This window comes from Novosphingobium sp. FG90 (genome assembly GCF_057808725.1).
On sequence record NZ_JBMDIO010000057.1, the window covers coordinates 1 to 16,612 of the forward strand.

15 protein-coding genes are annotated in these 16,612 nt (G+C 65.2%); 9 read left to right on the forward strand and 6 right to left on the reverse strand.

Going from position 1 to position 16,612, the window contains the following annotated elements; translation table 11 throughout:
- Positions 1 to 97: 97 nt before the first annotated feature.
- The 3 genes from ACODRZ_RS25445 to ACODRZ_RS25455 form a co-directional block, all read right to left on the reverse strand.
- A complete protein-coding gene (locus tag ACODRZ_RS25445; protein ID WP_271182308.1) occupies positions 98 to 2,074 on the reverse strand; it encodes a ParB/RepB/Spo0J family partition protein in 1,977 nt (658 codons plus the stop codon).
- Between the two features lie 109 nt (positions 2,075 to 2,183).
- Positions 2,184 to 2,612 carry a DUF2958 domain-containing protein gene (locus ACODRZ_RS25450; RefSeq protein WP_271182309.1) on the reverse strand — a complete coding sequence of 143 codons (429 nt, stop codon included), beginning with the start codon at positions 2,610 to 2,612 and terminating at the stop codon, positions 2,184 to 2,186.
- Positions 2,609 to 3,676 (reverse strand): ArdC family protein, encoded by a 1,068-nt coding sequence (locus tag ACODRZ_RS25455; RefSeq protein WP_271182310.1) that lies wholly within the window; start codon positions 3,674 to 3,676, stop codon positions 2,609 to 2,611. Before ACODRZ_RS25455 ends, ACODRZ_RS25450 begins: the two co-directional genes overlap by 4 nt.
- A 619-nt stretch (positions 3,677 to 4,295) precedes the next feature.
- Between ACODRZ_RS25455 and ACODRZ_RS25460 the strand changes: the two genes are divergently transcribed.
- From ACODRZ_RS25460 to ACODRZ_RS25500, 9 genes are all read left to right on the forward strand, one after another.
- Complete coding sequence (locus tag ACODRZ_RS25460) at positions 4,296 to 4,709, forward strand: sigma factor-like helix-turn-helix DNA-binding protein (protein ID WP_271182311.1); 414 nt, start codon at positions 4,296 to 4,298, stop codon at positions 4,707 to 4,709.
- A gap of 337 nt (positions 4,710 to 5,046) precedes the next feature.
- Positions 5,047 to 5,523 (forward strand): helix-turn-helix domain-containing protein, encoded by a 477-nt coding sequence (locus ACODRZ_RS25465; RefSeq protein WP_488972484.1) that lies wholly within the window; start codon positions 5,047 to 5,049, stop codon positions 5,521 to 5,523.
- A gap of 55 nt (positions 5,524 to 5,578) precedes the next feature.
- Complete coding sequence (locus ACODRZ_RS25470) at positions 5,579 to 5,857, forward strand: hypothetical protein (protein ID WP_271182313.1); 279 nt, start codon at positions 5,579 to 5,581, stop codon at positions 5,855 to 5,857.
- A gap of 34 nt (positions 5,858 to 5,891) precedes the next feature.
- Positions 5,892 to 6,368: a hypothetical protein gene (locus ACODRZ_RS25475; protein ID WP_271182314.1), complete on the forward strand. Its 477-nt coding sequence runs from the start codon at positions 5,892 to 5,894 to the stop codon at positions 6,366 to 6,368.
- Between the two features lie 391 nt (positions 6,369 to 6,759).
- Positions 6,760 to 7,140, forward strand: coding sequence for a helix-turn-helix domain-containing protein (locus ACODRZ_RS25480; protein ID WP_271182315.1), 381 nt, complete (start codon positions 6,760 to 6,762; stop codon positions 7,138 to 7,140).
- Positions 7,141 to 7,383: 243 nt separating this feature from the next.
- Positions 7,384 to 7,914 (forward strand): RNA polymerase sigma factor, encoded by a 531-nt coding sequence (locus tag ACODRZ_RS25485; RefSeq protein ID WP_271182316.1) that lies wholly within the window; start codon positions 7,384 to 7,386, stop codon positions 7,912 to 7,914.
- Complete coding sequence (locus tag ACODRZ_RS25490) at positions 7,911 to 8,984, forward strand: FecR family protein (protein WP_271182317.1); 1,074 nt, start codon at positions 7,911 to 7,913, stop codon at positions 8,982 to 8,984. Before ACODRZ_RS25485 ends, ACODRZ_RS25490 begins: the two co-directional genes overlap by 4 nt.
- Before the next feature lie 81 nt (positions 8,985 to 9,065).
- On the forward strand, positions 9,066 to 11,675 hold the full coding sequence (locus ACODRZ_RS25495; RefSeq protein WP_488972485.1) for a TonB-dependent receptor domain-containing protein: 2,610 nt from the start codon (positions 9,066 to 9,068) through the stop codon (positions 11,673 to 11,675).
- A 1-nt stretch (position 11,676) separates the two neighbouring features.
- On the forward strand, positions 11,677 to 13,782 hold the full coding sequence (locus ACODRZ_RS25500) for an Atxe2 family lasso peptide isopeptidase (RefSeq protein ID WP_271182319.1): 2,106 nt from the start codon (positions 11,677 to 11,679) through the stop codon (positions 13,780 to 13,782).
- On the opposite strand, the gene ACODRZ_RS25505 is transcribed toward ACODRZ_RS25500, so the two are convergent.
- The 3 genes from ACODRZ_RS25505 to ACODRZ_RS25515 are packed head-to-tail and all read right to left on the reverse strand — an operon-like array spanning position 13,709 to position 16,363.
- Positions 13,709 to 15,484, reverse strand: coding sequence for an asparagine synthase-related protein (locus ACODRZ_RS25505; protein ID WP_271182320.1), 1,776 nt, complete (start codon positions 15,482 to 15,484; stop codon positions 13,709 to 13,711). The two genes, ACODRZ_RS25500 and ACODRZ_RS25505, sit on opposite strands and share 74 nt — an antisense overlap.
- Complete coding sequence (locus ACODRZ_RS25510) at positions 15,481 to 16,170, reverse strand: lasso peptide biosynthesis B2 protein (protein ID WP_488972487.1); 690 nt, start codon at positions 16,168 to 16,170, stop codon at positions 15,481 to 15,483. The genes ACODRZ_RS25505 and ACODRZ_RS25510 overlap by 4 nt, the downstream gene beginning before the upstream one ends.
- Positions 16,171 to 16,222: 52 nt before the next feature.
- On the reverse strand, positions 16,223 to 16,363 hold the full coding sequence (locus ACODRZ_RS25515; RefSeq protein WP_271182322.1) for a benenodin family lasso peptide: 141 nt from the start codon (positions 16,361 to 16,363) through the stop codon (positions 16,223 to 16,225).
- Positions 16,364 to 16,612 lie beyond the last annotated feature (249 nt).

Consider the following 16,612-nt stretch of genomic DNA (forward strand, 5'->3'; position numbering starts at 1 on the left):
TACCGGCACTTGCCCGCAGGCGCGGAGCGCGAATTTTCCCCACCCGCATGACCTGAAAGGGAACCGGGACGGCGCCGTGCCGCCCCGGTTCCTGCGTTCATGCCGCGAGGCGATCGTCCCCGTCCTGCGGCGCATCTTCGCCTTCGGCGGTCTTCAGGAGTTCGGCATCGTCGCCCGCCGTCTCGACAGGTCGCTCCTCGAACGCCGCGCTGCGTTCCGCCAGCGCCCGGGCATGCGCGGCAACGGTCCCGACCCCGCCGCGCGCCGTATAGGCCGTTGGCGGGAACGCCATCCAGCGCGGCACCCAGCCCTCGCGCTTCGCGCGCCCACCCGCGCCCGCGAGGTGATCGCGGATGATGGCTTTCAGGGTCTTGGTCTTCTCCCCGGCATTGGCCGTGGCGACGAGCGGCCCGGCGACTTCCCCGACCATCGCGAGCAGCACTTCGCGGTCGCGCAAGGTGTCGAGGAACGCCTCGTCGGCCTCCCACCAGTTCGCCGGATCGACGCCGATCTGGGTGCCCACCGCTTCCACTGCCGCGCTTCCCGCCGCGAGCGTCTCGCCCATGACCACGGCGAGGATGTCGAGCACTTCGCCATCGCCGAGCGCCAGCAACCGCGCGAACGCACCGCACAGGCCCGAGGAACCGCCACCGGTCATGGTCGGCTCCTCTTCGCCGAAACCGGCAATCGTGAGGCAGGCACGCCGACCCTTGTCGAAGACCGCCTCGGCCCGGCTTTCGTCGAGGCTTTCGCGCAAGGCATCGCTGCGCGCCGCCTGCGGTTCGACACCGACCCGCCACAAATGCGAACCGCAGATGGCATGGGCGACCATCAGCCTCAGCGCCGTGCCGGGGTGGTCGAGCAGCGCGGCGCGTACGGCGGCATGGCGATGCAGGTCCACATAGACCTGCGTGACCGAGGTCAGTTCGGGCCGCGCGACCTTCGAGGATCCACCCTCGCCTCCCCGTTCGGCGGTGCGCTGCAGCCGCGCGGCTTCCCTGCGGTCGAGATATCCCTCGTGGACGATGACCTCGCCGTTCCCGCGCACGTCGATATAGACCCGTCCGCCCTTTCGCTTCGCGGCCTTCTCGTATTCCCATTCGTGGAAATGGGTGTCGGGACCGACGACGATGGCGTCCGCCCATCCGGCCTCCAGCGTATCGGTGCGGCGCGCCTCGACGGCCTCGTTCTGCGCGGCCCAGAATGCCTGCGTATCGGCGAAATAGCTGTCCTCGCCGAACAGGTCGGCGATCGTGGCAAGCCCGCTCGCGGCGACGTCGAACAGGGCATGGCGCACCGGGACAGACTGCCCGCCGAACAGCCAGCCCTTGAGCTGATAGCCGCGCGGCGCATAGGCGTCCGGGTCTTCGGCCAGCGCCAGCCATGCCTTCTGCTGGCTCTTGGAGGCAAGCGTGAGATGCCGCACGGTCGCCGCGTCGATCTGCTCGCGTCGATAGAGGTCGCGGATGCGCGGAAGGAGGTTTCCGAGCGCGAGCACGCGCCGGACCGCAAGGTCGGGCAGACCGAAGGTCGCGGCGATATCCTCGGGCCTGCGTCCCTCGCGGATCAGGCGGGTGAAGCATTCCCAGCGGCTGACCTCGTCGGGATCGAGGCGCGCGATGTTCTCGATCAGCGAAGCTTCGATGGCGGAAGCATCGTCGCCCTCATCGAGGATCGCACAGGGCAGCTGCGCGGCGTCGGCGACCGGATCGCAGGCTTCTGCCGAGGACTGCGGGTCGTTGGCGACTGCCGTCGCGGCCGCAGCGATAGCGGCCTCTTCGCCGGTTTCTCCACTGGCGTCGCCGCCACTCTGTGCGCCGAGCGCGCCACCGGCCTCGATGCGGCGCTCGCCCGCGACAATCTGCGCCGCGTGGAAGCGGCGCGCACCCGCCACGATTTCGAAGCCGGGCGAAGCCTCGCCGCCGTTTCGGCAGGGCCGCACGATCAGCGGTTGCAGGACGCCGCGTGCGCGGATGGTGGGGAGGATATCGGAAACGTCGGGAGCCTTGCGGGCATGGCGCATATTCGCCTTGCTGACGCACAGGTTGTCGAGAGGGATGAATTCGAGTTTCATGGGTCTGCTCCTTGTGAGCGGCCGGTTCGCTCCCGAATGCCTTGAGAGGGCGGACCGGCCTTGGATCGGGCGACGAACGGCCGCCCCGCGTCATCCGTCCGAACCGGGGTTACGGAGGCGGAAGGTCGTGAAGCGTGTCGTCGCCGAATGGCTGTTCCGGGGCGGGATCGGGCGACAACCGGCTGAGGAGTGTGTCGGCGTGAAGGATCGATCCTGCCGCGCGGGCGGTGTCTGCCCAGACCGAGAGACGATGGACGCTCACAAACGCAAGGTCGCATTCGATGCCCATGCCGAAGGGCAGGCGCACCGCGCCGATCTCGCGCAGGCTGAAACATCCCAGTTCCGGGCAACCGAACCCGAGGTCGGCAAGGCCGAACAGGGTGTCCTCGTCGGCATAGAGTTCGCTGGCGAGCCATGTCGCGGGGCCGAGCGGATTGAAAAGGCGCACCACGGGCGCGGGATCGAAGAAGGTGTCGCGGGCGCTCTGCTCGGCGTTGGCGAGCAGCCGCGCGCGCAGCGGATCGGGCAGGATGATCATGCCAGCGCCCTCCCCGCTTCGGCCCGGTCCGGACCATTCGCGGGCAAGGCGAATCCCTGCGCGCCGTGCGGCTGAACCGGGGCCAGCGCTTCGGCATCGGCTTGGGCTTCGGCATGACGGGCGAGCAGCCAGTCGGCGGCCTTGCTGGCGGCGCTGGCCGCCCGGAAGATCGCCCGGCTGTCCTCGCGCAGCACCGCGATCCACGCACCGAGATAATCGGCATGCCGCACGGTGGGGACGATGCCCAGCGCCGCGCACAGGAAGGCCGAACCCATTTCGGCGACCAGTTCCTCGCGCGCGTAGTCCTTCGAACCGAATGGATTGGTGAGGTCGCGGCCCAGCCGTGAAGCATGGCCGGTGGCGTGCGTCAGCTCGTGGAGGCAGGTGCGGTAATAGTTGACCTGCTCGTGGAAGGCAGGCTGCGGCGGCACCTGAACATAGTCCGCGCCGGGGGCGTAGAACGCCTTGTCGCCGCCGATGCGCAAGTCCACCCCGCTAGCGGCGATGACGCGTTCGGCGAGCGGGATGATCTCGCGTTCGGGCAGAGGGGCGGAATCGCTGCCGGGCAGGCTAGCCAGCCCCTCGACCTGTGCGATGTTGAAGACGGTGAAGCGCTTGAGGAAGGGCACCATGCGGGCGTCCTCGCCGGTGTCGCGCGCGCGCTGCTTCTCGGCCTCCGGGGTGAAGCGGTCGGCATAGACGACCGTGGTGCCGTGCTCGCCCTTGCGGACCGCGCCGCCCGCCTGCTGCGCCTGCCGGAAGGTCAGCCAGCCCTGCGAGGGCCAGCCGTGCTCGATGACCGCGCCCCACAGGATCAGCACGTTGATACCGGAGTAGTTTCTCCCGGTGACGGCGTTGCGCGGAAGGCCGGGAGCGGGCGTCGTCGATGCTTCGCCCCGGACACTGGCCCAAGGCTGGACCCACGGAAGGCACCCTTCCTCCATCTGCGCGACGATGCGCCGCGTGACTTCCTCGTAAAGATCGGCCCGCTCGCCGCCCGAACGGCGCTTGCGACATGGAGCCGACGACCGGGCCCCATCCGGAACCTCTCGACAATTGGACATGGCTAACCTCCTGCCCCGCCCCAAACCACCATGGCCTCCCCCGGCGGAGCGGGGGTGGGCGGCACCAGCGACCGGAAGAGGCCCGCCGCCAAGCGGCGCCGCGCATCCCAGCCGCCCCCGCAAGCGCAGCGGCGGGGCGGCGCAGGACCGTAACGGCAGTGAAGGAGCCGGCCCCTGAGGGCCGGCTTGCCGGCGACGCGGGCGGGCCTAGAAGGGAGCGCGCCCACCCGCGCTCCGCCCGGGAGGCCGCCAACCGACGCCGCGCGCGATGAGCGCGCGTCCGCTCCCGGGCGGGCAAGGCCCGCACGACCAGCGCCATGCGATCGTCACCGGCAGGCCGGAAACCGCGGCAGCGGGATCCGGGGCCGGCGCGCGGCGACACGGGCGGTCAGCCCGCCGCGCGCAAGGCCTAGAGCGCGGTCGCGGCAAAGCCGCGAGGCGCCCCACTCACGCAAGACATTTACCGGGGCCCGATGCAGGGCAAAGCAGTCTGGCGCATCGCCTCGCGCTTCGCCATCATGGTGCCCGCAACCGCGGCGAATGCGCGGCAAAAGACAAGTCGGTTCGGATCGAACCGGGAGAGGACGTGCCAGCCGAAAGCGCGAGACAGCGAGGTACGATGGCGATGCAGAGCAGGAACCATAACCAGGCGCAGATCGCCGCAGGCAGCGAGCGCCGGGACCGGATATCGCGGTTGCGCAGCGAAGGATGGACCTTCAAGCGCATAGCGGCCGAACTGCACATCAGCCAGTCGCGGGCGGCCCAGATCCACAAACGGGCGGTCGAACTGGACGAACAGGCAAGCAGGACGATCCCGGCCCACCGGATCACGCGGCAAACCCCGATCGAGATACTGCCTTTGAGCATTCGCACCAGCAGCGCCCTGCTCAACGGGGGCTATCGGATTTTCGGCGATCTCCTGCCGTTCGACCGCGCCAGGCAGCGCCAGGTGCTGGGGCTTCTCAATTTCGGCCGCGCATGCCTCGACGAGCTTGCGGACCTCATGACTGCGACAGAGCCGGTGCACGAATGACGGCTATCTTGGCGCGGCAATGCCACCCATATCTTCCGGCGGCACCATAGACGTCCACCATCGCCTCCCTGAGATGCCTGCGGGGATCCCGATCGCGACAAAGGCGTGACAATGCGGTCGAACGCCATCTATCCTCTGACTCGATAGGGGAATGTACCGGACGACCATAAGTCCGTCAGGACGCGCCGGTGCTCGACAGAGGATGGCTGAAGGCCACGTACGATCCGCAGTCATTGCAGGGAAGCGCCATTGGTGACCAGGAATCGCAAGCCATTGAGAAGCGCACGACGGGCCCGCGTGCACTTCGACGAGCACGTCACCGGCGAGGGGCGCCCCGATGCCCGATAGGAAGAAACGCGATTTCGAACGGCTGACACCGCGGCAACGCGAATGCCTGAGGATGGTCTACGATCGCCTGGTGTCCAAGGAGATCGCCGAAAAGCTGGGCATCAGCTCCAACACCGTGGATACGTATCTCACGGAAGCGATCGCCATCCTCGGAGCGAGGAATCGACGCCACGCCGCAGCGCTGTTCCATGAATATGAAGCCGGTCAAACGCCCCCCCGGAAATTCGAACTCGAATCTTCGCGGGTCGTGGAACCCCTTGTTTTCGAGACACAAGAGGGGCGGGGAGCACAGATCCTGGGATCGCTCGATCTGCTTCCCCTTCGCAACAAGGGAAACAACGGCAATGACCTCAACGCAAACCACCGTATCTTCTGGAGCGCCCAGCTGGGTGTCGCCCTCGCCATCGGCTTCGGCATGCTCGTCGTCGGCCTCGAGGTCGTCTCCCGACTGCTCGGACCGCAGTGAGCGCACGGTTCCGTTCGTCGATGTGCTGGTCAGCGAGCTGCATGCCTACGAGAGATTGCTGCAGTCGCTGTACGCCAAGGGAGGCGAGCTCGCCTGCGCCGCCATTGCGGCGCAGGCGGGTCACAACGTCTCGCCGATTGCCGGGCACCAGATCCTGGCGTCTATCAGCAACGCCCAGTTGATGGTTTCGTCCGCGCTCGGTCACATGGCGGACGGTCACCGGCAGCTCGAGACGCTGGGCCGCAAGATGGGCCTCGACGTCACCGCCTTCGGGGACGTCCTCAAGCCGCCATCCGAAGGTGCTGCACGAGGTCTAGCTGGTATCGCCGCATGATCGCCGGCATGACGACGAGGCACGGGAGCCCGGCTTGACAGGCATCGTGGTCTTCGCCGCGATGATGGTCGCCTTGGCGGTCCAAGCTGCACTGCGGGGAGGCGCGCCCGAACGGATCGCGGCTACCTCCCTAGCAGCGGCGGCACTCGTGACCTGGTTCGCCAACGGTGACACTGCCTCGACCTTCACGCAGGTACGATGGGACATTCTCTGGATCGACGCTGGCCTGTTGTGTGTGCTTCTGGCCGTCGCGCTGACCGCCGACCGATTTTGGCCGATGTGGATAGCGGCCTTCCAACTCGTCACGGTCGCGGGGCACGGGGCCCGAGGATATGCGCCCGATATCCTGCCATCGGTCTACTGGTGGCTTCTGGGCAAGACCTGCTATCCGATGATGGCGCTGCTGTGCATCGGCATCGAGCGGCACCAGCGGCGACTGCGTGAAGGGCTGCCGGAGTTCGCCTGGACCAGGCACCGCCATCACATCGAAGGTGGCGAAGCAGGCCGGTGACACCGGCCAGTTGGCTGCCGACTGTTTTCCGCAACACATGAAGCCGAGAAGCCCGTGTCGCACGGTGATCAGACGATGCACGGCCAATGCCGATCGCGCTTCGGCATGCGCGCCGCAACCTCCAGCGCCATTTAGGAGCAGTGAACATGGGAAACTCGAACCCGCCGGCAGCCGGCACCGCCTCAACACAGCAGCTTGCCCGGGTACGCTTGGTCCATACCTCGCAGTGGCGGCTCGGTGCCAACCCGCGCGGCGCGCATGTGAGGACGCCGATTCGAACGCTGCTTAATCGGGGACCACGGTCGCACGCGAACTTCCGGTGTCTCTGGTCGGTTTGCTCCCTCGGGCCCGATTGGCGGCTCAAGCCCGATCGGCCGGACGGGATGGTGCGATGACGACGCGAGCGGGGCGCCCATGCTCAAGGCGCGCGCTCGGGAAGACCTCGGCGGCAAAGCTGCTTTGCGAGGTCCATCGAACGGTAGAGGCCCATCTGGGCCGGGAACTGTTCTCTTCACCCGCCCTGGAGATGATCCTGGATCTCTACGCCCGCGACGAGAAGCGCCCCATATCCCTCAAGACTCTCTGCGGCGCGGCAAGCGCACCCACGCGAACGGCCCTGTTCACCATCAACCGCCTCGTCGAGCATCGCATCCTTGCCCGTCATCCCGACGCCAGCGATGGCCGGCGCACGAACGTCGAACTGACTACAGCAGGGCATCGCATGCTGGACGATTGTCTCGCGCAGATCCTGAAGATCATCGGCAAGGATTGACTGCCCTGCCACTCACTTGATGTTGCGCCGGGCGGCTATGTCCTGCAAAGTATGTCCACGGTCTGAGCATTGCCGGCAGCCAGACCGCGGAATAGCCCGCCTTACGCATTATGAGCGTCCATCCATAACGGTCGGACGAGAGCATCGGCCCAGCTCCGGCATCTTCGGATGGTCCGCTCATGATTTTCTGCGCCCTTCTCGAGCGATCGGCTATAGCCGATCGCCTTTCCAGACATTGATCCCGTGCCCGATCCCGGCGACGGTGCACAGGATGCACACTGCGCGAGCGACCGGCAGCTCGAGGACGTCTATCGGTTGCAGGCGCCCGGCCTCGCCCGATATTTCCGCGCGAGATTCCGGGGGCAGGAAGATCCGGAGGACATGGTCCAGGATCTCTTTGCCCGGTTGGCCGCCGGGCGTCCGCTACAGGAGCTGCGAAACCCTCAGGCCTACCTCAGGCGCATCTTGCGCAACTATCTCATCGACAGGAACCGGCGCGAACGGCGGGCTCCGGCCATGCTGCCGCTGGACGGGATCGAGCCCGCTGTACCTCCGAGCCAGTCGCATGCGATCGAGGTGATGCAACTGCAGGACCGCTACCGGGCCGGTGTCGAGGCGCTCGCGCCGCGCACCCGCGAGGTGTTCCTGATGCACCGCGTCGAGGAAATCAGCGTCAAGGCAATTGCAGATCAGCTCGAGATCAGCTCCAGAACCGTCGAATGGCATCTGGCCCAGGCGATCATGAAGATCGGCGAGATATTGGAACGCGAATGACCCAGGATCCCTCATCGCAAGGCCAGAACGGCGAAACGCTGGAGGAAGAGGCTGCTTACTGGTTCTCGCGCATGCGCGGCCCCGAAGCCGAACAGCATACCGCCGAATTCGAGAACTGGCTGGCGCGCGGCGCATTGCACCGGGCAGCGTACAATCGCGCGGGCGAGATCTTCGCGCTAGGAAAGTTCCTTTCTGCCGCGAATGCGCGCGATGCGAGCGCACAAACTCTCGAACCTGCCGAGGAGCCCGGTCAGTCGATCCGGCAACGCCGAACAACTCGCTGGGCGGTCACGGTGATGACCGTGTTGCTGGCGGCGGCCACCGCGTGGCTTGTGCTGCAGCATTTCGACGCTCCAGGTTCCGGCGCCAATCTCCCACTGGCGGCACAGCGGCCTGCTCCGGGCAGTCTTGTCCTGGCGACAGAGAGCGGGCAGCGGCTTATCCAGTCGCTGTCGGACGGCTCGGTGGTTACGCTTGAGGCGGGCAGCCGATTGCTGGTGACGTTCGGTTCAAGCAATCGGATCCTGTCCCTCCAATCGGGAAAGGCGCGTTTCGACGTCGCGCATGAAGTCAGACCTTTCGTGGTGCGGGCCGCTGGCGGCAGCGTCACCGCGCGCGGCACGGTCTTCGACGTCGCGATCGACAAGGCACACGAAGTCAAAGTTCTGCTCCTGCGCGGGAGCGTGGATGTAGCCTTGCCCGCGAGCCCGAAAGTCCCTCCCGCGATACGACGTCTGGCACCCGGGCAGACGACCTCATTCGCGGGTCTGCCGGACCCGCCTGCGCTATCGTTCACCGCTGCGGCCGGTCCCTTCCCGACTGGCGAAGAACCTCGTGACACCGGACCTGTCATGGACTTCGACAACATCCGCGTCGGAGCGATAATCGACCGCGCCAACCTGGCAGGCGGCAAGCCGATCAGCCTAGCAGCTGCGGGAATTGCCGAACGAAGAATCTCAGGTCGCTTCAGCTTTTCGGATTCAGGAAGCATCGCCGAGCGGATCGCCCTGATGTTCGACCTGCGCGTGGACCATTCCGACCCTTCGAGGATCGTGCTTCACCAACGATAGACCGCGCTCTGCGAAAAAATTCGCACCACCACCCCGTAGTAGTCCAATCACCCCGTCCATCCCTCTTGTCGGATCCGAACAATGGATCGCCACATGGGGGCAAAAATGCAGGGAATTCGAAAACTACGGGGTATCATCCTTTCGGCTGTCGCGATTGGGGTCCTGAGTACGTCGGCAATGGCGCAGGAACGACAGACACGGCAGCAATACGATCTCGAGCAGTCTGACCTGGGGGCTGCGCTGCGGCTTCTATCGAGGCAGTCGGGCCTTGAGATCATCTACCCGGCCGAACTCGTGGAGGGCAGGCAAACCGCAGCCCTCCACGGCCGGTACAGCGTGCGCGAGGCGATGGCCATCGTGCTGAAGGGAACCGATCTGGTCGCCGAATTCAGGGCGGACGGGATAGTCCTGCGGGGGCGAAAAGAGGCGCCGGGCGAAATAGGCGCGCGTCCGGTGGGACAGGACATCGTGGTCACAGGCAGCCGCATCCACACGAGCGTCAGTTCGTCACCGCTGTCGACCACCAGCCGCGAAAGCATTCTCGACAGGGGGCAGACCGATCTGGGCGGTTTCATCCGCTCGATCCCGCAGAATTTCACAGGAGGCCAGAATCCGACGGTCTTCGTGAGCAACGACACCAGCGAAAACGTCAACAATTCGTCGGCCTTCAACTTGCGCGGCCTTGGCCCGGACGCGACGCTGACACTGATCAACGGTCACCGCGTTGCCTATGATGGCGTCTCGCAGGGCGTCGATGTCTCGGCGATCCCGCTGTTGGCGATCGAGCGGATCGAGGTCGTCGCGGACGGCGCTTCCGCGATCTATGGATCCGATGCCGTGGGCGGCGTCGCCAATATCATCCTGCGCCGCGATTACGACGGCGCCAAAGTTGGCGCGCGCTACGGCTTCACGGCCGACGGAGGGTTCGAACAGCAGCAATATTCCGCGATCGCGGGCCGGCGCTGGCAGAACGGCGGCATATTCGTCGCAGGGGACTTCACAAAATGGACAGCGATCAAGGCTCGTCAGCGCGACTACGCGACGTCCTTCTCGCCGAACGACCCCATCCTTCCCGCCCAGCGACAGTTCAGCGCGGTACTCGCAGGGCATCAGGTCCTGAGCGACGACGTGGAATTCTCGATCGACGCACAGTACAACAACCGGCGCTCGCCGAACGGATACTCGAACACGCCGCCCCTCGACTTCTACAGCGACGGGCAGGCCATAAACCGCAAGCTCGAAGCATTCAGCGTGGCTCCGACAGTGGCCGTCCGCCTGGGGTCGGACTGGAGCGCCACATTCACCGGAATGTACAGCGAGAGCAGTACCCACATCCTCAATCGCGCCTTCTTCGGGGGCAATGAGCGGCAGCGGACGGCGCTACTCTACGACAACGCGGCGAAATCCGCCGAGCTGGGCGTCGAGGGCGGCATCGTGGAACTTCCCGCAGGCACGGTGCGGCTGGCATCGGGCCTGGGTTGGCGTTCAAACGGCCTGAAGATGCGAAGTGCGGTGACGGCATCGGGCGTGACGACGACGTCCGGCGCATTCGACGCCGATCGCGGTGTCCTGTTCGCCTACGGCGAGGTCAGCGTCCCGATCTTCGGGGAGGCCAATGCCCTGCCGGCCCTGCAGGCACTGACCTTGAATGCAGCCGCACGCTATGAGCGCTACGATGGCGGGCAGGACGTGGCGACGCCCAAGATCGGAATCGCCTATGTGCCGCTCAAGAGCGTGACGCTCAGTGCAACCTGGGGAAGGTCGTTCAAGGCCCAGACCCTTAATCAGGAGTTCCAGGAAAAGAATGTCGCCTTGCTCGGCGGCGGCTCGATCGCTGGCTACCCGGCAACCCGGACATTCCTCTATCTCTATGGTGGCGGCACCGATCTCAGACCTGAAAAGGCGACGACCTGGTCGGGAACGGTGGCGTTCGAACCTGCATTTCTGGAGGGTCTGAAACTTCAGGCCACATACTATGACATCCGTTTCCGCGACCGTGTCGCCCTTCCGCTCACAAGCGTCTACGCGGCGCTATCGAACCCTCTCAATGCCGACCTGCTCGTCTTCGATCCAACGCCGGAGCAGCAGGCCGCATTGATCGACGCATCCGTCTTCGGCTTGCGGAACTATACCGGCCGCCCCTACGACCCTGCCAACGTCGGGCTCATCGTCGATAACCGCCTTCGCAACGCCAGTAAGGTGGCGGTCAAGGGTGTCGACCTCGCGGCGGACTATACGTTCGAGACGTCCTCAGGCACACGTTTCAACCTCCACGCCGGCGCCAGTTACCTGGAAAGCAGGAAACAGACGAAAGCGGGTGCCGACTATGTGACGCTGGCCGGAACCATCTACGATCCGCCGCACTGGCGCGGCCAGATGGCCTTCGACTACCAGTCCGGACCGATCAACGCCAACGCGACCGTCAACTACATCGGCGGCGTCGTCGATGACCGTTCCAGCACCCCGTACCGGATAGGGTCATTTGTTTCCGCAGATCTGACCCTGCGGCTTCGCTCGCCGGCAGACGAGGGTTTCCTGGCGGGTATCGAAAGCACACTGGCGGTACAGAACCTGTTCAACGAGAAGCCGGACCGGGTGACACCGCTCAGTTCGCTCGACCCGACGTGGGATTCGACCAATTACTCCTCCGTCGGACGGGCGATCAGCATTTCCGTATCCAAGGCGTTCTGAAATGGCGGGCCGGATTTCTTGGGCGACGGCGATCGCGATCGGTTGGACGTTCGCGATCCACGCACCCGCGATCGCGGGTGAATGCCCGGCACCCAGCTCCAGCCCTCGGGTCGCACCGGGACGGGTGATATCAGCCGAGGACGTCGTCGCAATCCGCGACCTTGGCGGCCCGGATGGCGAGGGTTTCGCAACCTCGCCATCCGGCACCTTCGCTGCGGCAATGATGCGTGGCATCGACGTGGCGGCCAACGTCTCCTGCACCGATGTCGTGGTCGTCACCGTTCGCGACGGTCGCGCACGCGTCGTCGATGACGGTGGCGATCCTGTCATCAGGAGTGTCGAATATCGAGGCAAGGTCGGCTTTCCGATGGGTCCTCTGCGGATTTCGTCCATACAGTGGTCCCCGGACTCGACCTGGTTCGCCTACCTCAAGAAACATGACGGACGGGTCCAGTTGTGGATCGCCGGCCCCGCCATGCCGCCGCGTCAGGTTTCGCGCACGCAATGGGATATCGATGGGTTCGTCGTCGAAAGCGCGGGCAGGATAATCATCTGGGGGCAACCCGGCCTTGCCGAAATGCGCAAAGCCATCACGATGGAATCCCGGTCTGGCTATCATTTCGATGGCCGCTTCTCGCCCATGACCGCGAAGACACCGTTCTCCCCCGCCGGGGTGGCAACGGAGTACTTCGCGCTCGATCCGGGTTCGGGATCCTTGCGGACCGCGTCCGCCGAGGAGAGAGCGGGTGTGTCACAGGCTCGCAACAGCACCGGAAGCGCACGTGACGGCGCGGGAAACCGTGCATTGCGGGTGTCGACCGATGCCATGAAGGGTCTATGGCGCATCGGCGTCGAGGGCGAGAACGGCGGCCGGGAGTGCCTCGATCCCAGATGCGAAGGCCGAGTATCGGCGCCTTGGTGGTCGGAAGACCGGCGGATCGTCTACTTCGTGCGGCAGGAAGGCTGGGCGAACCGGACGGCGGCTATCTACGCCTGGACGCCCGGCACCGGACGTATCCAGCCAATCCTGGCATCCCAAGCGGTGTTCGCGGCCTGCGGAGATGCGCGCGGGTCGGCGATCTGCCTTCGGGAGGATGCAGCGACACCGCGACAAATCGTCCGTCTCGACTATGCTACCCGAAAGCTGCGCGTGGTGTTCGACCCGAACCCTGGTCTCACGGCCTTGCGAACGGGTGATGCGCGCGAATGGCGGGCTACGAACGATCTGGGGTTCCAGTGCTTCGGCCATCTCGTTCGTCCCGTCGATTACCGTCCCGGCCGCAGCTATCCGCTTGTCGTGATCGGATACGAGGATCGGGGATATCTGCGAGGAGGAACGGGTGATGAATACCCGGTGCAGGCATTTGCCGGTGCCGGGTTCGCCGTGCTCACCTACAACTCGCCACCGATGCTGGGCATTGCACGCGGCGGAAAGAGCTTCAGCGAAATCGAGCGGATCAACATCGACGGGGATGCCGAGAGGCGAAGCATACTGTCTTGCATCGATCAGGGCGTGAAAAACGCAGTGGCGTCGGGCATCGTCGACAAGCGCCGCATCGGTCTGACCGGGTTCAGCGACGGTGTCACGAGCGCACAGTATGCGCTCATCAATCGCGACTGGGTTGCGGTGGCGGCGCTCAGCCACGGTACGTGGGAACCCAATTACGCCCTCGCCGTCGGCCCTTCCGCCGAGCGCGACCTTGTGGACCTCGGGTATCCGTCATTCCTCGACCCGCAGAATGCCTTCTGGATGCGCAACAGTCTGCGCCGCAACGCCGCACGAATCCATGCGCCAGTCCTGCTGCAGGTGTCGGACGCCGAGTTTTCTTCAGCACTCGAAGGATACACCGCACTGGCTGCGGCGGGCAAACCCGTCGACATGTTCGTTTTCCCGGACGAATTTCACGTCAAATGGCAGCCTGCCCACCGGCTCGCCATCTACAAGAGGGCGATCGACTGGTTCTCCTATTGGCTGGTCGACGGATGGAGCGCCAGTCCCGATCGCGCGGCCGAAGTCGCACGATGGGCCGCCCTCAGACACGCCGCCGCACCTGCATCGCCATCCCTTCCCATCGCTCGCACCACGCTTCGGCCTCCAGGAGAGTGAGGATGCGCACGAATTCCGTGCCTGCAATCTGGCGCCCGCTGGCGAGAATACCCACCAACGCCTCCCTGTCGAGGATTCCGGCAGCGGCGATGCGTCCGTCGAGAAGGCGCTCCGCGATCTCGTGCCGGCGCGTGTGAATGAGGCGCGAACAGAAGCCATCGGGCCCGCCCTTGGTGCGGCGTGCGACGATCGCCGGCGGCAGGACCTCTCGAAACGCCTCGCGCGCCACCGATCGGTCCCGCCCGCCGGCGCACCACTCCCAGCTTGGGATCGCGAGGCAGGCTTCGATTACCGGCTGTGTCATCAGCGGTGTCGCCACGTCGATCCCGAGTGCCCCCTCATTGGCTTGGAGGTGGTTCTGAATCCGGAGCAGCTGGGCGACGTGTGCGGCTTTGCCCGGCAGGATTTTTCGAGGCGCGTCGAGCCAGGGATGCGTCGGCGAGACCTGCGCGCATTCCTCCCTGCATTCCGCCGAAAGCAGCATGGGATCGGGAGACCATGCATATCGCCGCGCGGAGGTGGGAAGCTTTCGCGCAGCATTGCGCAGTGCGGCAACCGGACCACAGCCGTTGAGCGCGCAGATATCAACGAGGGTGCGCATGGCTCGGGGCCCAATGCCTTCGGCGAGCAGTCTGTCTGTGAGAGCGGTTGCCGTCTGAGAATAGCCGAACACGTTGTCGCCGCCATTCCCGCTCAGGAACCCGTCGGCGTGATGCGCGTGCGCTACCCTTCGGATCGCTGCGTTGTAAGCCTGCGCCTCGGCCCGCGACGTAGGCCGTGGTAGGTCCGGCGATGCCGCCCTGGAGAAATCGACGTCCGCCACGCTGTACTGAGCAACCAAGAGCGGCAGATCGAGCACCTCGCTGAGGTGGCAGGCATAGTCGTAGTCGTCACCATCGGGCTCCCCGGTGTGCAGTGTGATCGCTACGAGGTCGGCCTTTCGCCGCATGGCCATCGCCGCGACTATCGAGGAATCGAGGCCGCCCGAGATACCGATCGCCATCCGGCTATGGCCGGCGACGGAGGCCGCCACTGCCTGACCTACTGCCCGTCGCAAGGTATCGGCAGCAGCGCATCGATCGAACGAGGCTTGGTCACCGACATGGTCCCAAGGGGACCAGACTGGCTCCGTGACCACCTCGCCTTGACGAATTTCTGCACGAAAACCGGGAAGCAGTTCGCACAGGCCTTCGATCGCCGTCGTGGCGGCCGGCAATCCCGCCGAATGAAGATGACGCGCCAAGGCCTGCCAGGCCACCCGCGGTGTCCAAATCGCCGACCCTGCGAGCACATCGGCATCCGATGCGAAGACATGGGCATGGCCTATCCGTGCGTGGACGCATTGAACCGCGCCCGATGGATCCCGCAGAACCCAGGATCTGTTCTCGCCGCTCAGCAAGGCGACGTAGTTGCCCCAGTATCGCTCTACGAGATGGCCCCCTGCGGAATCGACGATCGCCGAGACCTCGGTGGAATCCAGTGATGCCACGGGGCTTGCAGGCCCGTAGCGTGGATACAGGTCGCCCACCACTACCCCTCGGCCGTCAAGATCGATGCACGTCGTTCGCCGGTCGGCGAGCCCGATGGACATCGATCCGCCGAGCGGCGGGGACCAGGATGGGCCGCTGCCAAGCACCTCCGCGAGCATTTCGCGTTCGCCCCGCTCGCCGCCAACGATCATCGCGTACCGGGCCACCGTCATAACATGAAGATCGGTGTGAAGAGCGGCGCTTGCCTCTGGTCGTCGTGTATCACCCTGCCCCGCGATTGCACCCAGGCATGCGCGCGAAACGGATTGGAGCGAACCCCGATGACGAGATCGGGAGCGAGATTTCGCGACAATGCCATCGAAAGGAATGCGATCGACCGGCCAAGACAGCGGTTGCTCGGGGGAAGAAGAAGGTCAGTACGCCGTATCGCCGCTTCCAGCAGCGCAAACTGCATATCGGCCTCCTGTTCGCATCCCTCCTCCGGCGCCGCGGCGACCATCCGCTTGCGCCGCCGCAGGCGTTCCGTAAGCGACCGGAAACTCAGCGTGCGAAGTGCCATTTCCGCCCGTGCCTGCGCAATCGCGCCCAGAAGGGACAGGCCGAGTGAGGCGCTCGTTGTCGGCGCAGTGAGATCGAGGAGATCGATCTGCGGCAAAGGAATGACGGGAACCCGCAAATCTGCTGCGTCACTTTCCACGCAGAGCTTTCGCGCGGTTAGAAACGCCGCGGTAGACGGGGCGAGTGTCGCCGTGGCCTGACCGGTTATGGATGCGATGAACGCTTCCTCGTGACGAGGAGGCAAGCCGCTGAAGCGGCCTGTGCGCAGGTCCATGAAGATGACCCGACCTCCAGCCAGGCAGTAAGTGACGCCCGGCGCTATAGACTGTCCCATGGCCATGCCCTCGAGATGTCAATGGGACGGCAAGCATAGCCGCCGTCCCATCGCCGTGTCAGTCCTCCTCGGAGAGGCCGATGTTCTGGCGCAGACCACCCTGCGAGTCCGAAGGGACGTCGCCGGTGCCCTTGGTCTCCACCTCGATGGCGCCGAGGTCGATCAGACCTTCGCGGTCGTGCTGTTCGTTGCGAGCCATTGTACACTCCTGTGTAAGCCGCCAGGATTGACGGCAACCCAGAAGTAACAGGCCCGAGCCGATGGCCGGCGACAATATATAAGGCAAAAGTTGCCTTATATATTCAGTGTCTCATCGAAGCTTATTCTGCCTGTCCGTAAAACCCGAGCGCCATCAATATTCATCCAGTATTTCCCGCGTGCGTTCAACTCGCCTCATACCAAAACCTGTGGAATCTGACTCACCGAGGGTATCGGGTTTGGCGCTGAC

Coding starts and splice junctions, on each gene's coding strand:
- ACODRZ_RS25445 (WP_271182308.1), bottom strand. CDS start 2,074: ATGAAACTCGAATTCATCCCTCTCGACAACCTGTGCGTCAGCAAGGCG.
- ACODRZ_RS25450 (WP_271182309.1), bottom strand. CDS start 2,612: ATGATCATCCTGCCCGATCCGCTGCGCGCGCGGCTGCTCGCCAACGCC.
- ACODRZ_RS25455 (WP_271182310.1), bottom strand. CDS start 3,676: ATGTCCAATTGTCGAGAGGTTCCGGATGGGGCCCGGTCGTCGGCTCCA.
- ACODRZ_RS25460 (WP_271182311.1), top strand. CDS start 4,296: ATGGCGATGCAGAGCAGGAACCATAACCAGGCGCAGATCGCCGCAGGC.
- ACODRZ_RS25465 (WP_488972484.1), top strand. CDS start 5,047: ATGCCCGATAGGAAGAAACGCGATTTCGAACGGCTGACACCGCGGCAA.
- ACODRZ_RS25480 (WP_271182315.1), top strand. CDS start 6,760: ATGACGACGCGAGCGGGGCGCCCATGCTCAAGGCGCGCGCTCGGGAAG.
- ACODRZ_RS25490 (WP_271182317.1), top strand. CDS start 7,911: ATGACCCAGGATCCCTCATCGCAAGGCCAGAACGGCGAAACGCTGGAG.
- ACODRZ_RS25495 (WP_488972485.1), top strand. CDS start 9,066: ATGGATCGCCACATGGGGGCAAAAATGCAGGGAATTCGAAAACTACGG.
- ACODRZ_RS25500 (WP_271182319.1), top strand. CDS start 11,677: ATGGCGGGCCGGATTTCTTGGGCGACGGCGATCGCGATCGGTTGGACG.
- ACODRZ_RS25505 (WP_271182320.1), bottom strand. CDS start 15,484: ATGACGGTGGCCCGGTACGCGATGATCGTTGGCGGCGAGCGGGGCGAA.
- ACODRZ_RS25510 (WP_488972487.1), bottom strand. CDS start 16,170: ATGGCCATGGGACAGTCTATAGCGCCGGGCGTCACTTACTGCCTGGCT.
- ACODRZ_RS25515 (WP_271182322.1), bottom strand. CDS start 16,363: ATGGCTCGCAACGAACAGCACGACCGCGAAGGTCTGATCGACCTCGGC.